At 59.1% G+C, this 12,903-nt stretch carries 13 protein-coding genes; 8 read left to right on the forward strand and 5 right to left on the reverse strand.

Annotated features, from left to right (window positions below; translation table 11 throughout):
* Nucleotides 1–10 precede the first annotated feature (10 nt).
* Together C1J05_RS04935 and C1J05_RS04940 are read left to right on the forward strand one after the other, a co-directional pair.
* Complete coding sequence (locus C1J05_RS04935; RefSeq protein WP_114869278.1) at nt 11–610, forward strand: LysE/ArgO family amino acid transporter; 600 nt, start codon at nt 11–13, stop codon at nt 608–610.
* Between the two features lie 39 nt (nt 611–649).
* Complete coding sequence (locus tag C1J05_RS04940; RefSeq protein ID WP_114872122.1) at nt 650–1,555, forward strand: DMT family transporter; 906 nt, start codon at nt 650–652, stop codon at nt 1,553–1,555.
* A 21-nt stretch (nt 1,556–1,576) separates the two neighbouring features.
* Here C1J05_RS04940 and choV read toward each other — a convergent pair whose 3' ends face one another.
* From choV to choX, 3 genes are all read right to left on the reverse strand, one after another.
* Complete coding sequence (choV, locus tag C1J05_RS04945; protein WP_114869279.1) at nt 1,577–2,605, reverse strand: choline ABC transporter ATP-binding protein; 1,029 nt, start codon at nt 2,603–2,605, stop codon at nt 1,577–1,579.
* Nucleotides 2,605–3,438, reverse strand: coding sequence for a choline ABC transporter permease subunit (gene choW / locus C1J05_RS04950; protein ID WP_114869280.1), 834 nt, complete (start codon nt 3,436–3,438; stop codon nt 2,605–2,607). The genes choV and choW overlap by 1 nt, the downstream gene beginning before the upstream one ends.
* A gap of 91 nt (nt 3,439–3,529) precedes the next feature.
* Nucleotides 3,530–4,456, reverse strand: a complete 927-nt coding sequence (choX, locus tag C1J05_RS04955) for a choline ABC transporter substrate-binding protein (RefSeq protein WP_114869281.1) — start codon at nt 4,454–4,456, stop codon at nt 3,530–3,532.
* Between the two features lie 112 nt (nt 4,457–4,568).
* Between choX and betI the strand changes: the two genes are divergently transcribed.
* The 4 genes from betI to betA all read left to right on the forward strand — a co-directional run bounded on the left by betI (nt 4,569) and on the right by betA (nt 9,071).
* Nucleotides 4,569–5,147 (forward strand): choline-binding transcriptional repressor BetI, encoded by a 579-nt coding sequence (gene betI / locus C1J05_RS04960; RefSeq protein WP_114869282.1) that lies wholly within the window; start codon nt 4,569–4,571, stop codon nt 5,145–5,147.
* Entirely contained in the window at nt 5,144–6,655 is a 1,512-nt protein-coding gene (betC, locus tag C1J05_RS04965) for a choline-sulfatase (protein WP_114869283.1), read from the forward strand. Before betI ends, betC begins: the two co-directional genes overlap by 4 nt.
* A gap of 92 nt (nt 6,656–6,747) precedes the next feature.
* Nucleotides 6,748–7,413, forward strand: a complete 666-nt coding sequence (locus C1J05_RS04970; RefSeq protein ID WP_114869284.1) for a glutathione S-transferase family protein — start codon at nt 6,748–6,750, stop codon at nt 7,411–7,413.
* Nucleotides 7,413–9,071 (forward strand): choline dehydrogenase, encoded by a 1,659-nt coding sequence (gene betA, locus C1J05_RS04975; protein ID WP_114869285.1) that lies wholly within the window; start codon nt 7,413–7,415, stop codon nt 9,069–9,071. The genes C1J05_RS04970 and betA overlap by 1 nt, the downstream gene beginning before the upstream one ends.
* Nucleotides 9,072–9,163: 92 nt before the next feature.
* On the opposite strand, the gene C1J05_RS04980 is transcribed toward betA, so the two are convergent.
* Nucleotides 9,164–10,216: a radical SAM/SPASM domain-containing protein gene (locus C1J05_RS04980; RefSeq protein ID WP_254684705.1), complete on the reverse strand. Its 1,053-nt coding sequence runs from the start codon at nt 10,214–10,216 to the stop codon at nt 9,164–9,166.
* A 189-nt stretch (nt 10,217–10,405) separates the two neighbouring features.
* Here C1J05_RS04980 and C1J05_RS04985 point away from each other — a divergent pair, with 189 nt between their 5' ends.
* Nucleotides 10,406–11,068, forward strand: coding sequence for a thermonuclease family protein (locus C1J05_RS04985; RefSeq protein ID WP_114869286.1), 663 nt, complete (start codon nt 10,406–10,408; stop codon nt 11,066–11,068).
* Nucleotides 11,069–11,168: 100 nt separating this feature from the next.
* Entirely contained in the window at nt 11,169–11,408 is a 240-nt protein-coding gene (locus tag C1J05_RS04990) for a YdcH family protein (protein ID WP_114872124.1), read from the forward strand.
* Between the two features lie 24 nt (nt 11,409–11,432).
* Here the strand turns inward: C1J05_RS04990 and C1J05_RS04995 are convergent, their stop codons facing one another.
* Complete coding sequence (locus C1J05_RS04995; protein WP_114869287.1) at nt 11,433–12,833, reverse strand: helix-turn-helix domain-containing protein; 1,401 nt, start codon at nt 12,831–12,833, stop codon at nt 11,433–11,435.
* Between the last annotated feature and the right edge of the window lie 70 nt (nt 12,834–12,903).

The raw sequence follows: 12,903 nt of genomic DNA on the forward strand, positions 1-12,903 counted from the left end.
CCGTTTCAAAATGTATGATACTTTTCTGCCCGGCTTTGCGCTGAGCCTGTCGTTGATTTTGGCCATTGGCGCGCAAAACGCCTTTGTGCTGCGTCAGGGGCTGCATCGCGCGCATGTGTTCTGGGTGTGCCTGACCTGCGCGGTGTCCGATGCGTTGTTGATCACGGCGGGCGTGGCGGGATTTGGCCTGCTGGCCCAAAAACTGCCGTGGTTCGAACCGTTGATGCGCTATGGCGGGGCAGCGTTTCTGATCTGGTACGGGGCGATGAATTTCCGGGCGGCCTGGCGGGGTGGGGTAATTCTGGACAGCAAAGGCCGCGACGGACAATCCCTGCGCAAAGCCCTGCTGACGCTTCTTGCGCTGACATGGCTGAACCCGCATGTCTATCTGGACACTGTTGTCCTGCTTGGCTCGATCTCGGCACAATATGACAACCGACTGGCGTTTGGGGCCGGGGCAGTGACTGCCAGTTTCACGTTTTTCTTTGCACTTGGCTACGGCGCGCGCCTGTTGGCGCCGCTTTTTGCCAGACCGCGCACGTGGCAGGCGCTGGACGTGATCATCGGCCTGACCATGTGGGCCATTGCGGCCAAATTAATCTTGATGTGACATCTTGCAGTCGGTCCGTGAATGGGTGTTCATGCAGCCATGACACCACCCGCGCTTTCCCGGCCTGCACTGGGCGTATTCTGGATGCTCGTGACCGGCCTGTGTTTTGTGGCGGTCACGGCCCTGGTCAAGGTTCTGGGGCCACGTATACCCGCCCCCGAAGCGGCGTTTTTACGTTATCTGCTGGGGCTTGTGTTTCTTGTTCCGATGATCCGGCCGCTGTTGCGGGCGCGGGTCAGCCGCCGCCAGTGGACATTGTTCGGCGCGCGGGGCGCAGTGCATTCCATCGGCGTGATGCTGTGGTTCTTCGGCATGACCCAGATCCCGCTGGCCGAGGTGACGGCGATGAACTACCTATCGCCGGTTTACGTGACCATCGGCGCGGCCCTGTTTCTGGGCGAAAAACTGGCTTTGCGGCGCATTCTGGCGGTCGCGGCGGCGCTGTTGGGCGCGCTGATCATCCTGCGCCCCGGTTTCCGTGAAGTGAACATGGGCCACCTGGCGATGCTGTTTGCCGCCGTTGTGTTTGCGGCGTCCTACCTGCTGGCCAAAATCCTGACCGATGAATTGTCGCCCGTGGTTGTGGTTGCGATGCTGTCGGTCTGGGTGACAATCGGGCTGGCGCCATTCGCGGCGGCCGTTTGGGTCACACCGACACTGGGTGAGATCACGCTGTTGTTTGCTGTCGCCTGTTTTGCCACGGCGGGGCACTACACGATGACACTGGCATTTCAGGCCGCGCCGATGACGGTGACACAGCCTGTTACGTTCCTGCAACTGGTCTGGGCGGTGACGCTGGGCGCGGTCGTGTTTGGTGAGCCCGCAGATGGATGGGTGGTGCTGGGCGGGTGCATCATCATGGGATCGATCAGCTTCCTGACATGGCGCGAAGCCATGCTTAAACGCCGCGTCGTCGCGCCGCCCGCACCTGCAACCAAGGTGTGAACCAAACCGACCGCGCGGCGTTTATCCGCGCGGATCCAGCAGTTTGGCCAGAATACCGTCCTTGGTGATCTGACCCAGTGTGCGGCCGGTTTCATCCTTTACCGCAATCGGCGCGGCGACCGAATTGATCTGTGCCATCACATCGCGAATATCGGCATCCGGCGCCACGGTTTGCTTGGCGGCGTCGGTCGCCGGTTCCATCACGTCGCGCGCGCACAGCACACCCAGAGGGTTCATGTGGGCCACGAAATCGGCCACATATTCGGTGGCCGGAGCTGAAAAAATCTCTTGCGGGGTGCCGCATTGCACGATGCGCCCGCCTTCCATGATGGCGATGCGGTTGCCAATCTTGAACGCTTCGTCCAGATCGTGGCTGACAAAAATGATCGTGCGCTTTAGTGCGCGCTGCAAATCCAGCAATTCGTCCTGCAACCGGGTCCGGATCAGCGGGTCCAGCGCGGAAAACGGTTCGTCCATCAGCAGGATTGGTGCATCGGTGACAAAGGCGCGCGCGAGGCCGACGCGCTGTTGCATCCCGCCCGACAATTCCCCGACCTTGCGATCGGCCCAGTCCGAAAGCCCGACCAGTTCAAGCTGCTGATCGGTTTTCTGGCGGCGTTCGGATTTGTCCATCCCGCCCAGTTCCAGACCCAGGCCGACATTTTCGCGCACCGTGCGCCATGGCAGCAACCCGAATTGCTGAAACACCATCGCCACGGAATTCAGCCGGATTTTGCGCAAAGTGTCCGCGTCTGCGTTGGTCACATCGACCAGCCCGTTTTCGCCGCGCACCTGCACCTGCCCGCGCACCACCGGGTTCAACCCGTTCACAGCGCGCAACAGCGTGGATTTGCCCGATCCCGAAAGGCCCATCAGCACCAGAATCTCGCCTTCTTCCACGGTCAGCGAACAATTGTGCACCCCCAGAACCTGACCTGTCTCGCTTTGAATCTCGCCACGTTCCTGCCCGGCATCCATCAGCGGCAGGGCGGTTTGCGGTTTGTCACCAAAGACGATGCAAACCTCCTGAAAATCGACGGCAACGGCCATTATTTCTGCTCCATGCGCAGCATCCGGTCCAGCATGATGGCCACAACCACAATGATGAACCCGCTTTCAAATCCAAGGGCCGTATTGACCTGATTGAGGGCGCGCACAACGGGCACGCCCAGCCCGTCCGCCCCGACCAGCGCGGCGATCACCACCATCGACAGGGACAGCATGATGGTTTGTGTCAGGCCGGTCATGATCTGTGGCAACGCATAAGGCAGTTCGACCTTCCACAAGGTCTGGCGCGGGGTGGCCCCGAACGCCTGCGCCGCCTCAAGCAGAGGCTGGGGTGTCGATGTCACCCCCAGATGGGTCAGCCGGATCGGTGCGGGCAGCACAAAGATCACCGTTGCGATCAGGCCCGGCACCATGCCGATGCCGAAAAACACAATCGCGGGGATCAGGTAAACAAAGGTTGGCAACGTCTGCATCAGGTCAAGGATCGGGCGCATCACCTGATACAGTTTGGGCCGGTGGGCGGCAGCAATGCCGATGGGCACACCCACACCCATACACACGACACAGGCCGACAAGACCAGCGTCAGGCTTTCGGTGGTTTCTTCGAAATAGCCCTGATTCAGGATGAACAGGAACCCCAGCGCGATCAGTACGGTCGGCTTCCAGCTGCGCTGCAACAGATAGGTCAGCGCGGCAAAGGCTGCGACGACAATCAGCGGATGCGGCGTTTGCAACACCCACAAAATGCCGTCAATCAACGCTTCCATCGCTTCGGACAGGCCGTCAAAGAACCATGCGCCGTGGGTTTGCAGCCAGTCGAACAGGCCAGCTGCCCACTTGCCAATCGGTATTTTCTGGTCAGTCAGCCATTCCATAGCGGGCCTTCATCGGTTTGGGGTGGGTGCGCGGGGCGCGCAGGTGGCAAAAACGAAGCGGCCCGCAGAATGTGCGGGCCGCCTGGAGGTTCTAGGATTTGCCCAGAACTGGTTTCACAGCGGCAAGACCGTCGCTGCCATCCTTGTGGGTTACGCCGGCCAGCCAGCCGTCCAGCACGCCCATGTTGTTTTCGATCCATGTGGCGGCGGCTTCTTCAGGGTTCATGCCGTCATCCAAGATCATCGCCATGATCTCGTTTTCCATCGCCAGCGTGAATTCCAGGTTGGTCAGCAATTTACCAACATTCGGGCAGGCATCGACATAGCCTGCAGTAGTGTTCGTATAAACGGTGGCGCCGCCCAGATTGGGGCCAAAGAAATCATCGCCGCCGGTCAGATAGGACATTTCGAAATTGGCGTTCATCGGGTGCGGTTCCCAGCCCAGAAACACAACCGGTTCATCCTTGCGGTCGGCCCGCGCGACCTGCGCCAGCATCCCCTGTTCTGAACTTTCGACAACTTCGAAACCGGACAGTCCAAAGGCATCGCCATCAATCATCGACTGGATCAGGCGGTTGCCGTCATTGCCCGCCTCGATGCCGTAGATCTTGCCTTCCAGCGCGTCCGACTGGCTGGCAATATCGGAAAAATCCGCGATGCCCAGATCGGCGGCAGCCTTGTTCACGGCCAGCGTGTATTTCGCGCCTTCCAGATTGGCGCGGACGGTATCAACGGTGCCGGCCTCGCGGTAGGGCGCGATATCGGCTTCCATCGTCGGCATCCAGTTGCCCAGAAACACATCAATGTCGCCTGCGGCCAAAGACGTGTATGTCACCGGCACGCTCAGCACTTTGATGTCAGTTTCATAACCCAGCGCATCCAGTACAACGCTGGTCGCGGCTGTGGTGGCGGTGATGTCGGTCCATCCGACATCGGCAAAGGTGACAGTGTCGCAATCGGCAAGTGCCGGCGTGGCAGCCAGAAGGGCCAGCACGGATAAGGTGGATTTGATGGTCATGGTGTTCTCCCGTTTGGTATTTATTTCATGCAGTGTAGTTTTTTATTGATTGACGCGTCAATTATATTTCCGTTAGCGTTCACCAGTCTTTTCGCACAGAACGGAGTCGTGAATGCCCAAGCTTGGGATGGAGCCTATCAGGCGTGACGCGCTGGTCAAAGCGACGATTGCAGAAATTGGCACGCTTGGAACACTGGATGTGACGGTGAACCAGATCGCCAAACGCGCCGGTATGTCCAGCGGGCTGGCCCATCATTATTTCGGCAGCAAGGACCAGATGCTGCTGGCCGCCATGCGCCATATCCTGAACCTTTACGGGGCCGAAGTGCGTGGCGCGATGAGCATGGCAAACAGCCCTTCGGAACGTATCGAGGCGATTGTGCGCGCCTCGTTCTCATCCAGCAATTTTCGCCCCGATATTGTCGCCGCATGGCTGAATTTCTATGTCCACGCCCACAAATCAAAAGAGGTGCGCCGCCTGCTGGGCATTTACCAGCGCCGGTTGCATTCCAACCTGATGGCCAGTTTGCGCAAGATGGTCGATGATCCCGAACCTGTCGCCGAAACCATCGGGGCGATGATCGATGGCGTTTATATCCGTCAGGCATTGCGCCAGCGCCCGATGCGCGCCGAAGACGCAATCAACCTGATCCTCGAAACTGTCCGCCAATGCTTGAAAGAACAGAAATGAGCGCGCCCAACATCCTGATTTTTATGGTTGACCAGTTGAACGGCACGCTGTTTCCCGACGGACCTGCCGATTGGCTTCATGCGCCAAACCTGAAAAAGCTGGCCGCCCGGTCCACAAGGTTTGCAAACACATATACCGCATCGCCACTTTGCGCACCGGGGCGGGCATCTTTCATGTCGGGGCAATTGCCATCCGCCACGCGCGTCTACGACAACGCCGCCGAATTCGCATCCAGTATCCCGACCTACGCGCACCATCTGCGCCGTGCGGGATATCAGACCTGCCTGTCAGGCAAGATGCATTTTGTCGGCCCTGACCAATTGCACGGCTTTGAAGAACGCCTGACCACCGATATCTACCCCGCCGATTTCGGCTGGACGCCTGATTACCGCAAACCGGGTGAACGTATAGAATGGTGGTATCACAACATGGGCTCTGTCACGGGTGCGGGCGTGGCCGAAATATCAAACCAGATGGAATATGACGACGAGGTCGCCTACAACGCCACGCGCAAGGTGTACGATCTGGCGCGCGGACACGATGATCGGCCATGGTGCCTGACGGTCAGCTTTACCCATCCGCATGACCCTTATGTCGCGCGCCGGAAGTACTGGGACATGTACGCCGATTGCGATCATCTGCTGCCCGAAATTGGCACGATGCCCTATGAAAAACAGGACAGCCATTCAAAACGCATTTTCGATGCCAATGACTGGCGCAGCTTTGACATTACGGCAGATGATATCCAGCGCGCGCGGCGCGCCTATTTCGCGAATATCAGCTATCTGGACGACAAGATCGGCGAGGTGATGGAAGCGCTGGAAACGACCGGACAAGAGGCGATCATCCTGTTTGTGTCAGATCACGGCGATATGCTGGGCGAGCGCGGATTGTGGTTCAAAATGTCGTTCTTCGAAGGGTCGTCGCGTGTTCCGCTGATGATCTGCGCGCCTGGTGTGATGAAACACGAACTGGTGGAAACGCCTGTCTCGACAATCGACGTGTGCCCGACCCTGTGTGATCTGGCAGGGGTCAGCATGGACGAGGTGATGCCATGGACAACCGGCGAAAGCCTTGTTCATCTGGGGCAGGGCGGGCAGCGCACCAGCCCTGTGGCGATGGAATACGCCGCCGAAGGATCCTACGCGCCGCTGGTGTCCCTGCGCTATGGAAAGTGGAAATACAACCGCTGTACGCTGGATCCCGACCAGCTGTTCGATCTGGATGCTGATCCGCATGAACTGACCAATCTGGCAGATCACCCCGACCATCAGGGCACAGTGCAAAGCCTGCGCGCCAAGGCCGACGCCAGATGGGATCTGGACCGGTTCGACAGCGAAGTCCGCGAAAGCCAGGCCCGCCGCTGGGTTGTATACGAAGCGTTGCGCCAGGGCGGGTATTATCCATGGGATTACCAACCGCTGCAAAAAGCATCGGAACGCTACATGCGCAACCACATGGATCTGAACGTGGTCGAGGAAAACCAGCGTTTTCCGCGCGGCGACTGATCGGATAGCAGCAGCGCCATGTTCCAGATCTTCCTCAAACAACGATCCCGCATTGCGCACCGGAACGCGCGCCTGCGGGGCAGGGCAAACCAATGACACAGACCCCGGAACTGACCGTCTATGGGCGCGCCAATTCATCAAATGTGCAAGCCGTGATGTGGGGCCTGACCGAACTGGGCCTGTCCGCACAACGGCTGGATTACGGCCATGTGCACGGCGGCACCGGTACGCCCGAATTTCGCGCCATGTCGCCGCACGGGCGTGTGCCTGTCCTGCGCGACGGGGGTGTCGTGATCTGGGAAAGCTGTGCGATCCTGCGTTATCTGGCGTCGCGCTATGGCGATGGCGGTGCGTTCTGGCCTGCTGATCCGGCGGCGCGCGCGCAGGTCGATATGTGGGCCGAATGGTCCAAACTGTCCCTTGCATTGGGCTTTACCACGCCGATTTTCTGGCCCCGCGTCCGGTTTTCTGCCAACGACCGGGACGAGGCCGCACTGTCACAGGCCATTGTCGCGTTCGAAACTGAACTGGACAAGCTGGAGGATGTGTTTGTGACGCGCGATTTCGTTGCGGGGGATCAGTTCAGCCTTGCCGATGTGATCGCAGGCCATCTGATGCATCGCTATTATGACATTGATATTCGACGCAAACCCCTTGCGCGTGTCGCGGATTGGTATGCACGTTTGTCCGCGCGTCCGGCCTATCGCGAACATGTCATGATCAGCTACAGCGCGCTGGCCCATCCGGAGGCCGGATGATGGAGGCCGATTTTGTCATCGTCGGCGCCGGCAGCGCGGGATGTGCCATAGCCTATCGGCTGACCAAGGCAGGGGCTTCGGTTCTGGTGATCGAACACGGCGGTACCGATGCCGGTCCGTTCATCCAGATGCCTGCCGCCCTGTCCTATCCGATGAACATGAAGCGCTATGACTGGGGCTACAAATCCGAACCCGAGCCGCATCTGGGCGGGCGCCGCCTGGCCTGTCCGCGTGGCAAGGTGATCGGGGGGTCATCTTCGATCAACGGGATGGTCTATGTGCGCGGCCATGCAATGGATTTCGATCACTGGGCCGAAGCGGGCGCCGATGGCTGGGCCTATGCCGATGTGCTGCCCTATTACAAGCGGATGGAACACTGGCACGATGGCGGCCATGGCGGGGATACCGAATGGCGCGGCAAGGATGGCCCGCTGCACGTCACCCGCGGCCCGCGACAGAACCCGCTATACGAGGCCTTTGTCAAAAGTGGCCAGCAAGCGGGATACGAGGTGACCGGTGATTACAACGGGGAAAAGCAGGAAGGCTTTGGCCCGATGGAGCAGACTGTCTGGAACGGCCGGCGCTGGTCAGCGGCCAATGCCTATCTGCGTCCGGCGTTGAAGCATCCCAATTGCGATCTTGTGCGCGCCCTCGCGCGGCGTGTCGTGATCACTGACGGCAAGGCCACCGGTGTTGAAATCGAACGAGGCGGGCGCGTTGAAGTGATCCATGCCCGCCGTGAGGTGATTTTGGCCGCATCCTCGATCAATTCGCCCAAACTTCTGATGTTGTCGGGGATCGGGGCGGGCGCACATCTGGCCGAACACGGCATCGACGTTGTCGCCGACCGCCCCGGTGTCGGCGCCAACCTTCAGGACCATCTGGAACTTTATCTGCAAATGGCGGCCAGCCAGCCGATTACGCTCTATAAGCACTGGAACCTGATCAGCAAGGGTGTGATCGGCGCGCAATGGCTGTTCACCAAAACCGGTCTTGGTGCATCCAACCAGTTTGAAAGCGCGGCGTTCATCCGCAGCCGTGCGGGCGTGCCCTATCCGGACATTCAGTATCACTTCCTGCCGATGGCGGTGCGCTATGACGGGCAGGCGGCAGCAGAGGGGCACGGATTTCAGGCCCATACCGGCCCGATGCGGTCCGCGTCACGCGGGGCTGTCACGTTGCGCTCTGCCGATCCAAAAGACGATCCGCGCATTCTGTTCAACTACATGTCCGATCCGCAGGACTGGGAAGATTTTCGCACCTGTATCCGCCTGACCCGTGAAATTTTCGCCCAAGAGGCATTCAAACCCTTCGTCAAACACGAAATCCAGCCCGGCGCGGCGTTGCAATCAGATGATGAACTGAACGGGTTCATCCGTGAACACGTCGAAAGCGCCTATCACCCCTGTGGCACCTGCCGGATGGGGCGTGCCTCGGACAAAAACGCGGTGGTCAACCCGCAGGGCCAGGTAATCGGGGTGGACGGGTTGCGTGTGGCCGATAGCAGCATTTTCCCGCGCATCACCAATGGCAACCTGAATGCGCCGTCGATCATGGTGGGGGAAAAGATATCGGATCACATACTGGGGCTTGATCCGTTGCCGCGCGCCAATGACCGGCCTTGGATTCATCCCGATTGGAAAACATCGCAACGATAGGGCGTATCTGGCCTGCTTTTGGCTAAAAAAAACGAGGCGGAAAATTATGGAGTTTCCCGCCTCGCCTTGAATCTGGTCCTATCAATCGGCTGTCAGTGCAGATCGACCTTGAAGCCCATGTTTTCGGCGTTGCTGTAGGAACAGCCTTTGCAAATGTCGAACTGTTTCAGATAGCCCTTTTTGCGCGCGGCTGCCGCTTCGTCTGAACGGTAGGCCGCGACAAAGCCGCCTTCGCCGACATTGGGCAATTCGATGACGCGGTCGTAATCGATACAGCACAGGCCCAGATCGCCGTTCCAGAACACCACCGACTGATAAAGCGGTACGGTGCAAAGCGAGCGGGCAACTTCGGTCGGGTGACGCAGCAATTCCTTGCTCTTGGGCAGAAAGTGGCTGAATTCGCGCTTCTGTTCTTCGCTTGTGTAGGATCCGATGCTGAAGGTCTTGAACCGGATGCGGTCAAATCCTGCCTCGCGCGCCCAGACTTCGATGTCTTTCATCTGGGTTTCGGAATAGCCGGTCAGCAACGTCTGCAATACGCATTTGGGGTGCTTGGTGCCCAACCGTTTGCGCGTGTTCAGGAACATTTCGATGTTGGCTTTGACCTCGTCGAAATCGGAATTGACGCGATAGGCTTCCTGCGCCTCTTTCGAAAATCCGTCCATGCACAGGTTTACCCGGTCCAGCCCGGCTAGGATCAGACGTTCCGACATTTCTTCGGTCAGTTTGGTGCAGTTCGTGCTGAGATAGGTTTCGTGTCCGTTTTCGTGGGCATAGGCCACAAATTCCGGCAGATCCTTGTTCATTGTCGGTTCGCCGGAAAAGCTGAAATACATGGCGGGCTTTTTGGCTTCGTTCTTAAAATCGTCCACAATGCCCTTGAACACGTCCAGCTTCATCATGCCGCGTTTGCGGGTCATGGCGAATGTAACGGGGCAGACAGGGCAGCGCAGATTGCAGCTGTTGGTGGCGTCGATGATGATGATTGTCGGCAGCCGTTTGAAATAGGACAGCGGCAGCATTTGCGCAAAGAACTGGGTGGCCCGCGTTTTCATTGACGGTTTGGAACCGTCAAAGATCGGCGGATTTACACCCGGTGCATCGACCCGCGCGACAGGTTTCGTGATTGTTTTCAGAAAAGACATGGTGGGCCTCGCTAAAGCGACATTTCATTTGTGTATTACCTGCCAGACCCCGCCCTGAATGGCAAGGCGATGGCGCCGCTGCAGGGCTGGAAATTCGCCGGCTACAGGCGAAATGGCAATTTGCAACAGAGTTTCGCCTGACCGTGACTTCGGCTTGTGGCGGCTCCGGGGCTGGCCCATATTAACACAATGTTAAGAATTTGTTTTGCCTTCGTTCTTGCGCTTTCAAGCATATCACTGGCCCCTGCGCTGGCTGATGTCACCGGAAGAGTGCACGTCATTGATGGTGACACATTCGATGTTGGCAAGACGCGGGTGCGCCTTTTCGGGATCGACGCGCCCGAAACGGATCAGGATTGTGCCGATGCGCAGAATGCCAACTGGCCCTGCGGCGAATGGGTCAGCGCCCAGGTGCGCGCGCTTTATCAGGGCAAAAAGGCGGCCTGCCAGCAGATTGATCGCGATCGCTATGGGCGCGTTGTCGCACGCTGTAGCGTGGACGGGGCCGATGTAGGGCGCACATTGGTGTCTGCCGGTCTTGCCTTTGCCTATCGCCGCTATTCGATGGATTACGATCTGGACGAAAAAGGCGCTGCCGTGAATGCGCGTGGCCTGCATGCCAGCCGCGTTCAGTCGCCCGAACAGTTTCGCGCCGCGCGCACAACCGGACGTGTCGCGCCGAATGACGACTGTGTCATCAAAGGCAATATATCGTCCAAAGGCACCCGCATCTATCACGTTCCGGGGCAGGTGGATTACGAAAAAACCGGCATAAACACCGCCAAGGGCGAACGCTGGTTCTGCACCGAGGCTGACGCGCGTAAGGCCGGGTGGCGGGCGGCAAAACGGTGATGCGCGCCACAAATGTCGGGCCGGACTTGATGCGTATCAAAGAACACGGGCATTCCAAAATGCTAGGGTGATGCGCAACACAATAAAACGGAGTATGTTGATGTCTCACACCCCCCACGAATTGCACGAAGAATTCCCTGACAAGGCGGAAGCCATCAGCACCCTGAAACAAACGGATGCACATTTTGCCAAACTCGCGGATGAATACCACGAAGTGAACCGCGCCGTGCACCGGGCCGAGACCAATGTCGAACCAATGGACAATCTGGCCGAGGTCGCATTGCGCAAGCAGCGCGCGGCCTTGAAAGACGAAATTTGGGGTTATCTTTCCAAATCCTGAGTGAAGCAGCGCGGCGTGTTGTTTTTAATTTACCTCGTAAGGCAACACGCCGCGCTCGTTCGGTTTGATCGTTAAACGCCGTTCAAGCGGCGGAACGGACCGTTGATGGCAGGTCTTGCGTTCGCAGATGCGACAGGAAATGCCGATGGGTTCGAATGCGCTGTCCTGTCCCAGATCAAGACTGTCCGCATAAACCAGCGATCGCGCGTGTTTCACCTCGCAGCCCAGGGCAATCGCATAGCGGCGCACGGGCGCTCCGAAAGATCCCCCCGATTTGGACACATCCCGCGCCAGCGAAATATAACGCACGCCATCCGGCGTTTCCGCCAGCTGGCGCAGAAACCGCCCCGGTGTTTCAAAGGCGCGGTGCACATTCCACAACGGACACGCCCCGCCAAATCGGGCAAATTGCAGCCGCGTTGCCGAATGGCGTTTGGTGATCGTGCCGGCTTGATCAACACGCACAAAGAAGAAGGGAATGCCCTTGGCCCCAGGTCGTTGCAGCGTGGACAGGCGGTGCGCCACCTGTTCAACAGACGCCCCGAACCGCGCCGCCAGAACCTCAAGATCGTGGCGGCATTCCTGGGCCGCGGCCAGAAAAAGCCCGTAGGGCATCAGCGATGCGCCCGCATAATAGTTGGCCAGCCCGATCTTTGCGATTGCGCGTGCTTCGTCCGACTGAAAGCGTGCGAAATCCAGCGTTGCTTCCAGCAGTTTGTCCTGGGTCAGCAGCGCCACCTGCAACAGCGCCTGAAACGTCTGGGTTTCCGGCGCGGCACGGGCCGACAGGCGCAAGATACCGACGTCCGGATCGTAGCTGCGCAAAGCCGCCTGTTGCACGAACTCGACCTTCACACCGCCCGCTTTCAGCTGCGCCAATGCAAGGACGCGGATGTCTTGGGATGGTTCCTGTCCGGTGGCAAACCGTTCCGCGGCGCGGTCCACCGCGTCAATGTAATTGTCGCAGTAATGAAAGAAATCGCGCACCTCGTCCCACGGGCTGGCCTGCATCCGCGCATCTTCGCGTCCCAATGCCTCGTCCAGCGATGCAAGCCGTTCGTGGGTTTGCCGGTAGGCGCGGTGCAATTCGATAAAGGCGCGTGCCAGCGCCGGCGCGTTCGAGGCGGTCAGGCGCAGATCGGCCAGCGGCGGCGCGGCTTCGGCAAAGACCGGATCGGCCAGCGCCTCGCGCATGTCGCTGACCAGCCGTTCACTGTCACCGGTGCTGAGTTCGGTCACATCCAGCCCGAATTCCTGCGCCAGCGCCAGAACCACCGTCGTGCTGACAGGGCGGTTGTTGTTTTCCATCTGGTTCAGATAGGGCAGCGACACGCCCAGCTTGGCGGCGAAATCCTTTTGCGTCAGCCCCATACGGGTGCGCATATCGCGCAGTTTCGCGCCTGCATAAAGTTTCTGGGTGGCCATGTCGCACCTTTGCAAATTTGCATCTGCCTGATGCTAACTTTGCAAAGACCTGGCTGCAATCGCTATTGCC

The organism is Sulfitobacter sp. JL08, assembly GCF_003352045.1.
Taxonomy (GTDB): Bacteria; Pseudomonadota; Alphaproteobacteria; order Rhodobacterales; family Rhodobacteraceae; genus JL08.